Here is a 15,763-nt window from a genome sequence, read left to right as displayed (position 1 = left end):
TTTGGACTTTGTTCACAGTTAGAATTTACCAAAGTCAGCCGGCATTATTGACATTAGCGGAGGCGACAGCAAACTTGTTGACTATCTTATTGACGAAGGTTTTGAAAAAAGTTCGGTGCTGGACATTTCAGCCAGTGCAATTGAAAGAGCCAAACAACGACTTGGCGGCAAAGCCAGGTATTTGACAGCAGACACTAACTAATTTAATAAGAAACGCACCTGGCAAACCGGATTTTCAATCACACAGTGATACTCCCTTCCTTCAGCTTTTCCGCATTCTCCGCCAGCTGCAGTGCATCAATCATCTCCTGTATGTTGCCATTCATGAAATCTGGCAAGGTGTAGATGGTCATGCCGATGCGGTGGTCGGTGACACGGGCCTGCGGATAATTGTAGGTGCGCACTTTGGCAGAACGGTCGCCGGTGGAAACCATGGTTTTTCTTTTGCCTGCAATCTCCGCATTGTGTTTGCGCAATGCTTCATCATATAACCGGGTACGCAACATGGTCATCGCCTTTTCGCGGTTGCCGAGCTGCGATCTTTCCGTCTGGCACATCACAACCACACCGGTTGGAATATGCGTGAGGATGACCTTCGTTTCCACCTTATTCACGTTCTGTCCGCCTGCACCGCCGCTGCGTGCTGTTTCCATCTTCACATCAGCATCACGCACTTCCACATCCACTTCATCCGCCTCAGGTAATACTGCCACGGAGGCCGCGGAAGTATGTACACGGCCCTGTGCTTCCGTTTCCGGTACCCTTTGTACCCGGTGCACACCGGATTCAAATTTCAATGTGCCATAAACATTGTCTCCGGTCACTTCCAGAATCACTTCTTTGTATCCGCCTTTCGTACCCTCGCTTTCTGAAATCACTGCCACCTTCCATCGTTTCGACTCGCAGTACCTTACATACATCCGGTAAAGGTCACCTGCAAATAAACTGGCTTCATCACCACCGGTGCCGGCGCGTATTTCCAGCACGGCATTGCGTTCATCCTGCGGATCTTTGGGTATCAGCAACTGCCGGATGGTATCTTCGAGCTTCAGCTTTTCTTCTTCCTGCTGTTCGAGTTCCGATTTTGCCAGATCGCGGAAATCGGCGTCTTTCTCCGTATTCAGCAAATGGCGGTTGTTGTCAATATTGCTCAGCAGCAGTTTGTATTTTTCATAGGCCTCCACCACTTTCTCGAGTTCTTTGTAATCACGGTTGAGCTGCGCATAGCGGCGTTGATTGTTCACCACCATCGGATCATTCAGTTCTTCCTGTATGTTGAGCCAACGGTCTTTGATGGCTTGCAGTTTATCAATCATTTGCTTTTAGCGACTTCAGTAGGTAAGAGGAAAAATTTCTGTGGCAAAGTTAGCCAAACAGTCATTTATTTGTCGGCCTGCGTTATTTTTAACCAACTGATCCGCACCTTCTTGTCGCAGCCCAATCAACATGAAGCATTGTCCATGGCCGCCTTCGACCAGGCAGCAGCGGCATACGATGCAGCATTTTCGTATTCACCTGTCGGGAAACTGCAACGGGAACGCGTACACCATTTTTTCCGGCAGGAAATAAACGGAAAAGCGCTGCAGGTGCTGGAAATAAACTGTGGCACCGGCGAGGATGCGCTCTGGTTCGCGGCCGGCGGCCACCATGTTATAGCCACCGATGTATCAGCTATGATGATTGCTTTGGCGGATGAAAAAACAAAAGGACATTCATATAAGGGTACAGTTCAAACCAGGCAGCTTGCCTTCCGTGATTTGAAAGATGCATTTGCGCCGCATTCCTTTGATCTTGTTTTTTCCGATTTCGGCGGGTTGAACTGCATTCCGCCTGCAGCTATCAGCACCTTGCTGCAGGATGCTGACCTTTTGCTGAAGCCCGGCGGAAGATTTATAGCGGTGATCATGGGGAGAAAATGTGTATGGGAACGCTGTTATTTTTTGCTGAAGGGGAAGAAGCAGGAAGCATACCGGAGAAACAACACTGCGCCACTTGATGTTCCACTCGGAAAACAGCAGATGCCTGCCTGGTATTATGCACCTTCAGCAATCAGGCGCATGGCTGCATCTTTATTTACATGCACTGCGGTGAAACCAGTCGGCATCGTTCTGCCGCCATCCTACCTTCAGCCGTTTTTCACAAAAAGAAAATCGTGGCTGTCGGCATTGAACAGACTTGAGCCCTTACTTTCATTTTCAGCTTTCAGCAACTATGCCGATCACTTTTATATCTCACTGAGGAAGAAAAATTAGCTTTACCATTTATCACGATCAACTGACTTTTCACCATCTTCTGCACTTGACCATTTTCCTCACGCACGGCTACTTTATCGGAGATGATCCCAAAGAGCAGGAGATCATGAAACCGTATGTGCCGCTGGGAATACTCTATATCTCTTCTTACCTTGAAGAATATGGCTATGATAATTTTATTTTTGATTCCACTTTCTCCGCTGTCAGTGAATTGAAGCAGCAGCTGCTTGCCCGGCAACCTGACCTCATCGGCATCTATACCAACCTGATGACGAAGCTGAATGTGCTGCACATCATTCGGTTTATTAAAGAGCAGGAAGCATTAAAGCATTCAAAGATAATTCTTGGCGGGCCGGAGGTGCGCAATCATGTCACGGGTTTTATTAATGCAGGCGCCACAGTTTTGGTATTGGGTGAAGGTGAACAAACCATGCTGGAGCTTGCACAGTATTACAACGGCGATTCCGGATTTAAATTAAAAGATATTCAGGGTATAGCATTCATGGATGAAAACGGCAGCATCATCCGTTCTGCACCGCGGATGAATCTGCGCAACATGGAAGCGTTGCCTTTTCCAAATCGCAAAAAAGTGAATCTGCAGTTGTATTTCGATGCCTGGAAAAACAGGCATGGCGAGAGTGCCATCTCAGTGAGTACGATGCGCGGATGTCCTTACACCTGCAGATGGTGCAGCCGGGCTGTGTATGGCCAGACCTACCGCAGAAGGAATGCGGAACAGGTGGTGGAGGAACTGGCTTTAATACAGAAAAACTATACGGCTGATACCATTTGGTTTGTGGATGATGTGTTTACCATCAGTCACAAATGGCTCCATGAATTTGTTGATGCGCTGCGAAGGCAGCAGCTGAAAATCCGTTACGAATGCATCACGCGCAGCGACAGAATGAATGAAGCCGTGATACAATTGCTGAAGGAGAGCGGATGCTTCCGTGTCTGGATCGGTGCGGAAAGCGGCTCGCAAAAGGTGATTGATGCCATGGACAGGAGAGTGGATGTGCTGCAGGTGCGCGAAATGATTCAGTCAGCGAAAAAGCACGGCATCCAGGCAGGCACGTTTATCATGGTAGGTTACCCCGGGGAAACGGATGAAGATATACGGCAGACGCTGGCACATTTAAAACAATCAGATCCTGATCAGTATACAATCACCGTTGCTTATCCGATAAAGGGCACGCCATTGTATGAAGAGGTGGAATCAAAGATGATGGAGCAGTTGCCGTGGGAATCTTCCACCGACCGGCAGATTGATTTTAAGCGTACCTATTCTCGTAAATATTACGACTATGCCGTTCGCTGGATCTACAATGAGATGGCGGTTAACCGGATAAACGGCGATGCAAAAAGCATAATGAAATACAAAATAAAATCGCTTGCAGCCAGAGTACTGATGAGGTGGGAAATGATGCGAAGCTGATGGCAGGCTATCTCCGTTTTGTCAATAAGGATCCACATCGGTAATAACATGCACTGAACGGTATCTGCCGGATTCCTCCAGCTGCCGCAGCGCTTCCCGTATTCTTATTTTGATATGCTCAATCATTGCGCTTTGCCTTTCGAGCTTGATAAGAATCTGTACCAGGTATTGATTTTTAATACGGGCAACCGGTGGTTCTGCCGGTCCGAGTAATCTTTTCTGCAAATCTTTCTGAAGGCCATTAGCCACCAGTTGGCCTGCTTCCCACACTGTCTTTTTATCCTTGTGTTTGAAGGTTAGCTGAATCAAACGCGTGAAGGGTGGATATTGAAATTTTTGCCGGTGCCTGATTTCTTCCAGGTAAAAGCCGCGATAGTCATGGTGGATGATGAACGGCAGCAAGGTGTTGTTGATGTTGCCGGTTTGAATGATCACCCGGCCCCGTTTGTTTTTTCTGCCCGGCCTGCCACTTACCTGCGACATAAGCTGAAAGCCGCGTTCCGCCGACCGGAAATCTATGTTGTTCAAGAGCTGATCGGCATTCAGTATTCCCACCAGTGACACATTTGCAAAGTCAAGACCCTTCGTCACCATCTGCGTGCCTACCAGTACTTTTGTTTTGTTGCGTTCGAAGTCGCCGATGATTTTCTGATAACCGTTTTTGCTTTTCACGGCATCATAATCCAGTCGCGCCACAGCTACGCCGGGCAACAGGACTTTCAGGTCGTCTTCAATTTTCTCTGTTCCGAAACCGGTAATCTTCAGCAGGCTGCTGCCGCAGGCCGGGCACTGTGCGAATGAATTTTTACGATGTCCGCAATAGTGGCATTTTAATTCATGCTGGAATTTATGATAGGTGAGATGCACATCACAGTTCGGGCACATAGCTGTCCAGCCGCAAGTTTCACATTCCATGTAGGGAGCATAACCGCGCCGGTTTTGAAAAAGTATCGCCTGTTCCTTTTGGTCAATGGTAGTTTTCAGTTCCTCCAGCAGCATCGTGGTAAAGTGCCCGTGCAGTTGTTTTTTCTTTTTTGCTTCTTTCACATCGGCGAGCATGATTTCCGGCATCTCAAGGCCGGCATACCGTTCGTTCAGTTCCACCAGCCCGAATTTCCCCGAGGCAGTGTGTTGGTAGCTCTCCAGCGAAGGCGTGGCACTGCCGAGAAAAACTTTGGCACCGTGTAAACCTGCTAAAAGGATGGCCGCATCACGACCATTATAGCGCGGTGCAGGATCATTTTGTTTGTAGGATGAGTCGTGTTCTTCGTCCACAATTACCAGCCCGAGATGGTTAAACGGAAGAAATAAAGCGGAACGCGCGCCGAGCACTGCCTGGTATTCGCCAAGCAATAGCTTATTCCAAATCTCCACACGTTCCTGCTGATTAAAACGGGAATGGTAGATACCAATTTTTTTACCGAACTGGCCGCGCAACCGTTCTATTATTTGCGTGGTGAGCGCAATTTCAGGCAAGAGGTACAGCACCTGCTTACCTTCCGCAATCGCATCTTCCATCAGGCGGATATACACATTCGTCTTTCCGCTGCCCGTAACGCCATGCAACAGCGTAACATGCTTTTGCGTCGCCTGAACCGAGCATGCATCCAAGGCAGTTTGCTGTGCCGCTGTCAGTTCGAAAGTGACTTTTTCGGCATCCGAATCATTGATTCTTCCTGTTTCTTTCTGTTGCTGCAGCAGAATATTTTTTTTCAGCAAAGCCTGCAGGGCAGCGTGATCGGATTTCGCTTTTTCCAGGAGGTCACTTTTCAGGATTTCTTTATAGCGTGTGCCTTGCAGGTTACTGAGGTGTGTATACGCCATCAGCAATGCGAGTTGCTTTGGCGCTTTTTTTTCCAGTTCATCAAAGATGGGCCGTAGCTGATCATCCTTTTCGTAGAATGGATTAATGCGGATATAGGTTGCTGTTTTCGGTTTGTAACGCTTGAGCAGTTGTTCTTTCACCAGCACCACATTTTTTCTCAGCAGTGATTGCACCAAAGGATAAACGGTTTTCTGCCGCAGGATTTTACCGATCTCTTCTATAGACAACTCCTTTTGCACATGCAAGGCTTCTGCCACCAGGTATTCTTTGTCGGATAGATGGGTGTAGTTTCCATCAAACGCAGGATGCAGCATGATGATCGTTTCACTTTCCAGTTTAAATCCGCCGGGCAAGGCTGCATTCATCACATCCCCTTCGGTGCAGAGGTAGTAGCCTGCCATCCATTCCCAGAACTTCAGCTGAACTTCCGTAACGATGGCAGCTTCATCCAATACAGAGAGGATGGGTTTGATACTATATGGTTCCGGTTTATCATGGTGAATCCGCTTGACAATGCCGGCATAAATTTTCCGCTGCCCGAACTGAATCTCTACGCGTTTTCCTATCGAAACATCGGATTGCAGCGCGGCCGGAATACCATAGGTGTAGTTGATGTGCAGCGATAAAGGAAGAATCACTTCAGCATAGGCAACGATATCATTCGAATATTCCTGGAGCATAATAAACAGGCAGCCATCGCTGCTTAAAATAATCAGTGTTGTTTCATATTGAAGTTCAATCGAGCATCGGCGCCCTGCTAAACGGCTTTGATGGATCAAAAATTTTACGGTAGGTGCGGTAACGCTTGGATACCGTGGTGCCCAGGTTTTCCACCATGCGGATCATCTTTGGATTGAAATCACCGATCCAGTTCATCTCGAGTGTCTTATATTTTTTTAGTGGCTGCACCACCTTTCCCGTAGCAACAATCAATGCGCCGTCTATTCCCTTTCCCTGGAAGTCAGGCACCACACCAAACAAAATTCCCGACATCTTATCAATGACGCCGCGCCAGCGGTAATATGCAAACTTTAACTTGCCATACCAGTCGAGCCGGCCGTTCAGATAACGGATTACCTGGTTTATCTCAGGCAGCATCACAAAGAATGCGATCGGCCTGTCCTTATAGTAACCAAACCAGATCAGTCTTTCATCCATAACAGGCAGCATCTTTTTAATCATACCGAGTGTCTGCTCATTGGTCACGGGGTTGAAGTGTCCCATCTTAACCCACGCTTCATTGTAAACCTTTGTCAGGTCTGCGGCATATTTCTCCAGCTGCTTTTTACGGATATGTTCAAACCTGAAAGCCGGGCTTTTAAATATCCGTTCAGCTTTTGCCCTGAAGAGTTCCGGCACTTCATCCTCGATGTTATATCTGAAGACTAGTTGATTAAAGTAAGTCTGAAAACCATAGTTCTCAAATAGCTGTATATAGTAGGGCAGGTTGTAATTCATCTGGTAAGACGGAGGTGCAAATCCTTCCACCATCAATCCCCACCATGATGAACGGTCGCCGAAATTGATGGGGCCATCCATGGCTTCCATACCTCTTGCAGCTAACCATTCACGGGCTGCATCGAACAGGACATTGGCGGCACGCTGATCATTGATGCATTCAAAGAAACCGATGCCGCCTGTCACGTATTCAGATGTTCTCGCTGTTTTTTCATTTACAAAAGCAGCTATCCTGCCAATCCGCACACCGGCTTCATTTACTAAAATCCAGCGCATGGCGGCGCCTGTTTTCAGCAATTTGTTTTTAGCCGGATCGAATACTGCTTTAATGTCATTGTCGAGTGGCCGCACCCAGTTTGCATCATGTTTATAAATTGAAACAGGCACTTCCAAAAATCTTTTTTCACTAACCTGATCGGTAACGGCAATAAGACGCATGGTAAGTTAGGTGTTGAAGTAAGGAAGAAAAATAAAGAAGGCAATCAATGCTGCAGCGGTGCCAGCCAGGAAAACCGCTCCGGCAGCAATATCCTTTACTTTGCCGGCCAGTTCGTGATAGCCCGGGGAAACAAAATCGACGAGTTTTTCCACGGCGGTATTCAGGCATTCTGTAATCAGTAACAGGGCGGCGGCGGCAATCAGAAAAATCCAGTCAGTCCTGCTCAGGTGCAGGTAAATACCCAATACAGCAGCTGCCAGCACGAGGGAAGTTTGTATCCTGATGCTCACTTCCGTTTTATATGGAATTACCATGCCATTAAACGCAGTACGAATTTTTCTGAAGAGATTCCTGCTCTTGAAAGCCTGTTCCATCTTTTTTTAACAAAGAAAGCAGATTTACAACTTTGATGTGTATACGTATGAAAAAATCAAATGATGATGCAGCAGCAGTATCAAAAAAATAATGCGATCCGTCGGAAAAAAAAGAATAGCCTGCTAACTGCAATACAGCAGTGAAAAATGGCAAAATTCAGTTTCCTGAGCGTTGCAACTTCTGTCCGGTGCTCAGTAATGCGATCTCCTGTTTTGTTGCCATCACTTTCAGCAATTGTCCGTCGCTAAGAATATGTACTACGTAACGCAGTTCATTTTCTTCGATAGAAATTATCTCACCATTTATGTCAAACTTGTCATCAGCAGGGTGAAACAGGTCATCCGGTTTTCCAAAGCGTGTGATGTTACCCTTCTCCAGGCAGTAGACAACATCGGCCAGTTTGGTAATTTCCCCGATATGATGACTGACGAGGATAGTAGTCAGTCCGAATGCACGGTGTATGTGCAGAATATATTCCTGTAGCTTTCCACGGATGGCATCATCCAATGCTGAGAGCGGTTCGTCCAGTAGCAACAGTTTTGGTTTCCTCGCCACCGCCCTTGCAAGCGCTACCCGTTGCTTTTGTCCGCCCGAAAGCTGCGACGGTTTGCTTTTTTGCAGGGCCTCCAATTCCAGTGTCTGCAACAGTTCATCCACCAGCGCCTGATCACTTTTGTGTGGAAGTCCAAAGGCAATATTCTCGCGCAGGGTAAGATGCGGGAATAGGGCAAAATCCTGGAACACAAAGCCGATAGATCTTTTTTCCACCGGCAAAAAAAAATGATTCACGGAATCGTTCCATAATTGTCCCTCTGCTTCGAGGTATATTTTATTCGCTGTCGTCAGTCCGGCTATGAGACGCAAAAGGGTGGTTTTTCCGGCACCGGATGGACCATATAAAGCGGCAATGGTTCCCTTTGCAATGGTAAGGTCGACCTGCAAAGGGATCATTCCGTCAGCGGTATGCAGTTCTTTTGTAGCGGAAAATTTTATCATCGTAACGGACTTACCTCTCCCGACCGGTTATTAATGAGGTAAACCATCTGGAGGATGAGAAAGGAAAAGGCAAAAAGAATAAAAGCGTAGATATTGGCTGTATGGTAATTCATGGACTGAACTTCATCGTAAACAGCGATGGAGATTACTTTCGTCTGTTCCGGAATACTGCCACCGACCATCAGTACCACGCCAAATTCGCCGATGGTATGGGCGAAGGTGAGCACAATACCGGTAATTACTGAAGGCCTGATGTTGGGCAGCAATACACGCAGCAACGTGGTAAATTTTGATTTGCCCAACGTGAGTGATGCCTCGCGTATTGAAATAGGAATATTTTTTAAGCCGGACTGAATAGGATGAACCATAAACGGTAAGCTGTAGATAACGGAACACACTACCAATCCGGGAAAAGTAAACACGAGCCGTATGTCGAAATACTGATCCAGCCATTTTCCGAAACCGTTTTGCGGGCTGAAGGCAAGCAACAGGTAAAAGCCGAGAACCGATGGCGGTAATACTAATGGCATGCTTACCAGTGCTTCCGTCACTGTCTTCAATTTCGATTTTCCATATGCCAGCCAGTTGGCAATCGGAACAGAAATAAACAGCAGCAACAGCGTGGTGATAAATGCAAGTTTGGCCGTGAGCCAGAATGGAGAAAAATCAATCATCGGAAAAATGTTATGACCTGTAGTAATGTTAAAATTATTTTTCCCTGAAGCCAAAATGCCTGATGATGGCGGCTGATGCGGGAGAAGCTATGTAATCTGTCAAAGCAGTGGCAGCCGTATTACCCTGCGAATGCTTCAGCAATACAAATGCCTGCTCCAGTTTGCTGTAGCTTTCCTGCGGGATGACGTAATATTTTCCGCCAGTTTGCTGCATTGCGGGCGACAATGCCAGGGAAAGGGCAATGATGCCGATATCAGCCGCACCGCTTGTTATGTATTGTGCAGCCTGTGATATGTTCTCACCAAAAACCAGTTTGTCTTTTACCTGGTCGTAAATTTTATAAAAACGCATGCATTCATCTGCACGCTGACCGTATGGCGCATGAGAAGGATCTGCGATGGAAATTTTATGGATGGAAGGATGAAGCAATGAATTCATCTTGTCTTGGGAAGGATCAAGTTGATTGCACCAGATCACAATACTGCCAACGCCATAAACGGACGGTTCCGAAATGGCAAACCCGGTCTCCCTTAGTTTTTTCGGATAGCTGATATCTGCGGAAAAGAAAAGGTCGAATGGTGCATCATTGGAAATCTGCTCGGTTAATTTACCTGAAGATCCATATACTGTTTTAACCTGTATGCCCTGGTTGGCTTTCTTAAAGTTTACTAAAATGGAATCCAGTGCGAATTGAAAGTCGGAGGCAGCTGCCACCACCACGGTGGGCGGTGCTGCTGCATGAATAGCAGCCACGGAATTCAGTAATGCAATCATTAAGAATATTCGGTTAATAAGCTTGTCATTTCATTTTTTTATTGGGAAGGTGTAGTCTTAATCTCTTCAAAGATAGCACATGAGACATTTCACAATTCTATTGCAGTTATTTGTCTGGTGTGAGCTACTGTTGCTCATGCTGCTGCTGATTATTTTTTTAGCAGCTATCTCAAAACAGGCAATCAATGTAGTCATGCCGGATTTATTTCGGCATCTGTCGACGAATTGAGGAGATCCTGATCAATAGGGACAGGATGACTCCAGGTATTTTGAGATAGTTTCTAAAACACCTGCCAATGCATCATACAGCATAAGCGGTTTCCGGTAAAATCAAAACAGGGTTATGCTGCTCTTTCCTCTTACTTTTATAGCCGTGTAATTCTTTTCTTGTATTTTCAACTCCGTACATACTTTTCACCATGAAAAATTTACTGTTGCTCTGCCTGTTGATTCCTTCTTTGTCTTTTGCCCAGAAAAAAAAGACAGTGACGTCGCCTGCTGTGCCACCCTTTACACCGGCAGAGGCCAGGTTGCAATCCACAACGAAGCGGGCATTACTACTCGAAAACTCATTAGTAACACAAGTGGAGTTCCGTAATATCGGACCCACCATCATGAGTGGTCGCGTTACAGATATTGATGCTAATCCTGCTGATCCCTCCGAATTTTATGTGGCCTATGCTTCCGGAGGGCTTTGGCATACTATCAATAATGGCTTGTCGTTTACGCCGCTCTTCGACCAGGAAGCTGTGATGACCATCGGCGACATCGCCGTGGATTGGAAGCACGGGGTGATTTGGGTGGGCACCGGTGAAAATAATTCAAGCCGTTCTTCTTACGCCGGCGCAGGTATATTCAAGAGCATGGACGGAGGTAAGTCGTGGCTTAATGTTGGTCTGCCCGAAAGTCACCACATCGGCCGCATCTTGCTCGATCCGGATGATGTCGGCATTGCCTACGTGGCTGTGCTTGGACACTTGTATTCCGATAACAAAGAACGGGGAATTTATAAAACCACCGATGGCGGTGCCACTTGGAAACAGGTACTTTACATTAATGATCACACAGGTTGTATTGATATCATCGCCGATCCTTTCGATAAAAAAATTATTTACGCTGCGGCCTGGGACCGCAACCGCCGTGCATGGAATTTCCAGGAGAGTGGCCCTTCATCAGGCATCTATAAGAGCACGGATGCGGGAATGACGTGGCAGCTGATTACTGATGGCAGCAACATTTTTCCGAAAGGTGAGGGTGTGGGAAGAATTGGCCTGGCTGCCGGCATCAAAAATGGTCATACCGTCCTCTACGCTTTTCTTGATAATCAATTCAGGCGCGAAAAGAAAAAAGACGAAGACACGACCGTGCTTACCAAAGACATGCTTCGAACCATGAGTGCGGTAACTTTCCAGCAGTTACCGAAAAGAAAAGTGGAGCATTTTCTGCGCGATGAGAATTTCCCGGAAAAGTATACGGCTGATACCATTTTTATGTTGGTAAAGAACGCCACAATTACTCCACAAACCCTGGTGGAATATCTCGATGATGCCAACTCGCTGCTCTTTGAAACGGATGTGATAGGAGCGGAACTGTATCGCTCGGAAGATGGCGGTAAAACCTGGGTGAAGCCTTACGCGGATTTTATGGACGAGCTTTTTTACACGTATGGCTATTACTTCGCCCAGGTGAGAGTGGAAAAAAATAATCCGGATAAAGTGTATCTCGTTGGTTTCGTCGTGCTCGCTTCAGACGATGGCGGCAAGACTTTCCGCAACATCAACCGCGAGAACGTGCATGTCGACCATCATGCATTATGGATCAATCCTGAAAAGAAGGGACATCTGATCAATGGCAACGATGGCGGCGTTAACGTATCGTATGATGATGGAAATACCTGGATGAAATGCAACACTCCGCCTGTTGGTCAGTTTTATTCAGTAAACTATGATACCGAAAAACCGTATAATGTTTATGGCGGACTGCAGGATAACGGCGTATGGTTCGGCAGCAGCAGCAATGTGAACTCCAGCGATTGGCATCAGACCGGCGTTTATCCGTTCAAAGAAATTATGGGTGGCGATGGTATGCAGGTGGCCGTTGATATCAGGGAAAATAAGGAGGTGTACACGGGTTATCAGTTTGGCAACTATTTCAGGGTAAACACGGTGACGGGCCGTTCAGATTATATCACTCCATCCCATGAACTCGGGGAGCGGCCTTACAGGTGGAACTGGCAATCACCTATTCAGCTTTCCGCGCATAATAGCGACATCGTTTACTTCGGCGCCAATAAGTTGTTTCGTTCACTGAACAAAGGAAATGACTTTAAACCGATTTCGCCCGACCTCACGAAAGGCGGTAAGAAAGGCGATGTGCCCTATGGAACCATCACCACATTGCATGAGTCAGTGATGAAATTCGGGTTGATCTATACAGGCAGCGATGATGGTTTGATCTATGTTACAAAGGATGGCGGTAATACATGGACGAAGATTTCAGACAAACTGCCACAAGACTTATGGGTGAGCAGGGTACAGGCATCCGCCTTTAAAGAATCACGCGTATATGCTTCGCTGAGTGGTTACCGCTGGGATGATTTTAATGCCTATCTCTATTCCTCCGAAGATTATGGTGCCAATTGGACAAAGATCGGCACCGATCTTCCTGCTGAACCCGTGAATGTGATAAAAGAAGATCCTGTTAATGAAAATATTCTCTATGTCGGAACGGATCATGGCTGTTATGTTTCACTTGATCGTGGGAAGACCTTTATGCGCATGAGTGGCAAACTGCCGTCTGTGGCTGTGCATGATCTCGTGATTCAGCCACAGGCACATGACCTGATACTGGGAACACATGGCCGTTCCATCTACATTGCTTCTGTGAAGGAATTAGAACAATTGCGCGATTCAATTCTCCAGAAATCACTGTATGCTTTCGCCATCGGACCGGTTAGCTACAATGGTAGCTGGGGCCATAAAGAGTTTTATTGGGATACAATTCCGGATCCACAGCTGAAAATTCCCGTTTATCTCAACAAATCCGCGAAGGTTAACATCACTCTTTTTGCAGACAGCAGTCTCGTGCTGAACCAACTGAACCTCCAGGGGCAGAAGGGTTTGAATTATTTTCAGTATGATTTTTCCATTGATTCTGCACAGCTGACAGCCTATGAAAATCTGCTCAATAAGGACCTTAAGGAAGAAGAGGAAAAGGTAAAACTGAAGAAAGCCGATAATGGACAGTATTATTTAAAACCGGGAAAATACAGATACAGCATAGATGCCAATGGTGTGAAATCAGAAGGTATGCTGACCATCGAAAAACCCGAATAACCGCAGGGATAAGTTTTTATCAAAAACCTTTTATGATTTTCCCTGTTATGGGAAGATGCACAGAGAAATACGGTCAGTGAATGATCGTGATTTACTTTCCATGATTAATCTTTTGGGGTAAATGAAATAGCATCGCAATCATGTAATAATGGGAGCGCCCTCTTGTGTCGCCATAAGCAGAAAAAAATCATGCAAAGCCATTTCAATTCGCTTCCCTGCACTGATCATGTCAATATGAGAACGGCCCTGATAGCGCCATCACCTTTACACATGGCTTGCACAAAGCCGGCAGATTTTTGCAAGGAAGTTGTAATATACCCGGCATGCCGCAAAGCAGGGATTGAAAAACTTCGCACATTGTTTTAACGATTTAAATCTAAACGTAATTATGAGTCTGCATTCAATAGAAAAGGTTCAGGTATTGGAAACCTCATTAGCGGAAGCATGGGATTTTTTCTCTTCGCCGCTGAACCTTGGCAGCATCACACCACCGGATATGAATTTTAAGATTCTCTCCGACTTTAAACCCGGCGATAAAATATATGCCGGCATGCTGATTCATTACCAGGTCAGCCCGCTTTTTGGTATTCCGCTTAACTGGACGACGGAGATTACGGCTGCTGTGCATAACCGTTATTTTATTGATGAACAAAGGCGCGGGCCATTCGCTTACTGGCATCATGAACATTTTTTCGAAGCGGTGCCCGAAGGAGTAAAAATGACAGATAAGGTTCAATGGAAGGTGCACGGCTGGTTTTTGGGAGATATCGTCAACAGTATTATCGTGGAGAATCGTGTGCAGGAAATTTTTGCTTTCAGGAAAACAAAAATGCAGTCGTTGTTCGGCAGGCAGCCCGTAAGTGTATAGAGAAATTTTCAGCTTTGATTTTTCAATATTTGATTCCGCCGTACAACAATTCGGAAAAGATTCGGAATGACTTCCTGCAAGCCATAGTGAAGCATGTGCAATCTGTTGTAGCGCTTTTCCGGAATCAACCATCTCTGGTGAAATACCGTTGCAGCTTTAAAATTCAAAGCCTGTATCCACGGAAACATAGTCTGCGGTAAACTCTCCGGCAGTTACATAAACACCTATAGAAAATTGCTGGTGCTTCGATTTTCCAAATGGCGGCAGGTAAATGGGTACACCCAGCTTTTGGTAAAATCCATATTCCAGCGGCGATGGCTTGTAAAAGTTATAACCGGCCAGCACGGAAATGCCGGCGAAACCAAAAACAAAATCATCTTTGATGAAGCCCGATACGGCGCAGGAATGAATAAAAAACTGGTCCGCATAAATCTCTTCCTGTTTGATAAAACTGTTAGCTGCTTCTTTGTACGTTGCCATAATCCCTGCGGAAAATTTGTTCCACCGGGCAATCATTTTGCCGGCGGAGAATTGAAACTGGTAAACATGATACACCGGGCCCTGTGGCGGTAGCTGTTCCTGGAATCCAAGGCCGGCGGTAACATTGAACAGGGTTCTCTTTGATGCAGGCGTCAATGTTCTTTTAATCAATTCAGCTTTTTGATATGGGGCCGGTTCATAGCGTATGCCTGCATTTACTGCTTTGATGTTGATGCCCAGGTTAGGCGTCTGCACGGCACCTGAAGAAAAATGTGTCAGCGAACCACCTGCCATCAGCGAAAAGTGTTGGGTAAAATGCCAGCTTCCGCCTAAACTCAGAGAAGTGACATTATTCAGCGTGGAGGCAATTACATTGTTGGTCGGGTTGTCATTGTAATCGTAGTGCTCTGATAAAAATGCGATACCTGTACCGATTCTCAGCCGGAGCATCAACCGGTTGCCCCGCAGAATTGGTATATCAATATTTGGAAGAATGGAAATGCCGTGGCCAAGTACCTCATCATTGCCATAGTCAGTGTAAGAGAAAGCGACACCGGTAAGCGGATAATGATAAAGCTGCTGCCATTCACTTCGGCCATTCATTTGCCTGGAAAAATTAAGTTCAAATGCGTTGGATGGGCCTTTTATTTCCGGTTTGAAATTAGGCGTATGCTTGATCACCCTGCCGTAAGAATAGGTTGGCGCAAATCCCCATCCTTTAAGCATTGATGAACTGTCCGCTGTTGCATCACGCTGTGCGAAAAGGCAAGTGGGCCAAAGCAATAACAGGGCAATTGCTGCCGGCAATGATTTCAGCAGGTGCATTGGCCAAATATAGGTTGAATCGGATC

12 protein-coding genes are annotated in these 15,763 nt (G+C 46.3%); 4 read left to right on the top strand and 8 right to left on the bottom strand.

Features of this window, described 5'->3' with window-relative positions:
• Nucleotides 1–239 precede the first annotated feature (239 nt).
• Nucleotides 240–1,316, bottom strand: coding sequence for a peptide chain release factor 1 (gene prfA, locus K1X61_07705; GenBank protein MBX7108514.1), 1,077 nt, complete (start codon nt 1,314–1,316; stop codon nt 240–242).
• A gap of 69 nt (nt 1,317–1,385) precedes the next feature.
• Between prfA and K1X61_07700 the strand changes: the two genes are divergently transcribed.
• Both K1X61_07700 and K1X61_07695 read left to right on the top strand, forming a co-directional pair.
• On the top strand, nt 1,386–2,252 hold the full coding sequence (locus tag K1X61_07700) for a class I SAM-dependent methyltransferase (GenBank protein MBX7108513.1): 867 nt from the start codon (nt 1,386–1,388) through the stop codon (nt 2,250–2,252).
• Nucleotides 2,253–2,298: 46 nt separating this feature from the next.
• Entirely contained in the window at nt 2,299–3,687 is a 1,389-nt protein-coding gene (locus K1X61_07695; GenBank protein MBX7108512.1) for a B12-binding domain-containing radical SAM protein, read from the top strand.
• Between the two features lie 21 nt (nt 3,688–3,708).
• On the opposite strand, the gene priA is transcribed toward K1X61_07695, so the two are convergent.
• From priA to modA, 6 genes are all read right to left on the bottom strand, one after another.
• Complete coding sequence (gene priA, locus K1X61_07690; protein ID MBX7108511.1) at nt 3,709–6,192, bottom strand: primosomal protein N'; 2,484 nt, start codon at nt 6,190–6,192, stop codon at nt 3,709–3,711.
• A 55-nt stretch (nt 6,193–6,247) separates the two neighbouring features.
• Nucleotides 6,248–7,408, bottom strand: a complete 1,161-nt coding sequence (locus K1X61_07685) for a hypothetical protein (protein ID MBX7108510.1) — start codon at nt 7,406–7,408, stop codon at nt 6,248–6,250.
• A 6-nt stretch (nt 7,409–7,414) separates the two neighbouring features.
• The gene (locus tag K1X61_07680) at nt 7,415–7,783 is read right to left on the bottom strand and encodes a diacylglycerol kinase family protein (protein MBX7108509.1); all 369 of its coding nucleotides are present in this window, start codon (nt 7,781–7,783) and stop codon (nt 7,415–7,417) included.
• A 157-nt stretch (nt 7,784–7,940) separates the two neighbouring features.
• Nucleotides 7,941–8,780 carry an ABC transporter ATP-binding protein gene (locus tag K1X61_07675; GenBank protein MBX7108508.1) on the bottom strand — a complete coding sequence of 280 codons (840 nt, stop codon included), beginning with the start codon at nt 8,778–8,780 and terminating at the stop codon, nt 7,941–7,943.
• Complete coding sequence (gene modB, locus K1X61_07670) at nt 8,777–9,454, bottom strand: molybdate ABC transporter permease subunit (GenBank protein MBX7108507.1); 678 nt, start codon at nt 9,452–9,454, stop codon at nt 8,777–8,779. Before modB ends, K1X61_07675 begins: the two co-directional genes overlap by 4 nt.
• A 34-nt stretch (nt 9,455–9,488) precedes the next feature.
• Nucleotides 9,489–10,229 (bottom strand): molybdate ABC transporter substrate-binding protein, encoded by a 741-nt coding sequence (gene modA / locus K1X61_07665; protein ID MBX7108506.1) that lies wholly within the window; start codon nt 10,227–10,229, stop codon nt 9,489–9,491.
• A 419-nt stretch (nt 10,230–10,648) separates the two neighbouring features.
• Between modA and K1X61_07660 the strand changes: the two genes are divergently transcribed.
• A complete protein-coding gene (locus K1X61_07660) occupies nt 10,649–13,564 on the top strand; it encodes a hypothetical protein (GenBank protein ID MBX7108505.1) in 2,916 nt (971 codons plus the stop codon).
• A gap of 388 nt (nt 13,565–13,952) precedes the next feature.
• The gene (locus K1X61_07655) at nt 13,953–14,432 is read left to right on the top strand and encodes an SRPBCC family protein (GenBank protein ID MBX7108504.1); all 480 of its coding nucleotides are present in this window, start codon (nt 13,953–13,955) and stop codon (nt 14,430–14,432) included.
• Nucleotides 14,433–14,588: 156 nt separating this feature from the next.
• On the opposite strand, the gene K1X61_07650 is transcribed toward K1X61_07655, so the two are convergent.
• Nucleotides 14,589–15,737, bottom strand: coding sequence for an acyloxyacyl hydrolase (locus tag K1X61_07650; protein ID MBX7108503.1), 1,149 nt, complete (start codon nt 15,735–15,737; stop codon nt 14,589–14,591).
• Between the last annotated feature and the right edge of the window lie 26 nt (nt 15,738–15,763).

The sequence above is a fragment of the Chitinophagales bacterium genome, assembly GCA_019694975.1.
GTDB lineage: Bacteria > Bacteroidota > Bacteroidia > Chitinophagales > UBA10324 > JACCZZ01.
Note: the sequence above shows the minus strand (reverse complement) of the source record. Positions and strands in the feature narration are given on the sequence as shown.

Bases quoted from the DNA above. Each gene is read 5' to 3' on its own strand.
- prfA (MBX7108514.1), bottom strand. From the start codon at position 1,316: ATGATTGATAAACTGCAAGCCATCAAAGACCGTTGGCTCAACATACAG.
- priA (MBX7108511.1), bottom strand. From the start codon at position 6,192: ATGCTCCAGGAATATTCGAATGATATCGTTGCCTATGCTGAAGTGATT.
- K1X61_07685 (MBX7108510.1), bottom strand. From the start codon at position 7,408: ATGCGTCTTATTGCCGTTACCGATCAGGTTAGTGAAAAAAGATTTTTG.
- K1X61_07680 (MBX7108509.1), bottom strand. From the start codon at position 7,783: ATGGAACAGGCTTTCAAGAGCAGGAATCTCTTCAGAAAAATTCGTACT.
- K1X61_07675 (MBX7108508.1), bottom strand. From the start codon at position 8,780: ATGATAAAATTTTCCGCTACAAAAGAACTGCATACCGCTGACGGAATG.
- modB (MBX7108507.1), bottom strand. From the start codon at position 9,454: ATGATTGATTTTTCTCCATTCTGGCTCACGGCCAAACTTGCATTTATC.
- modA (MBX7108506.1), bottom strand. From the start codon at position 10,229: ATGATTGCATTACTGAATTCCGTGGCTGCTATTCATGCAGCAGCACCG.
- K1X61_07660 (MBX7108505.1), top strand. From the start codon at position 10,649: ATGAAAAATTTACTGTTGCTCTGCCTGTTGATTCCTTCTTTGTCTTTT.
- K1X61_07655 (MBX7108504.1), top strand. From the start codon at position 13,953: ATGAGTCTGCATTCAATAGAAAAGGTTCAGGTATTGGAAACCTCATTA.
- K1X61_07650 (MBX7108503.1), bottom strand. From the start codon at position 15,737: ATGCACCTGCTGAAATCATTGCCGGCAGCAATTGCCCTGTTATTGCTT.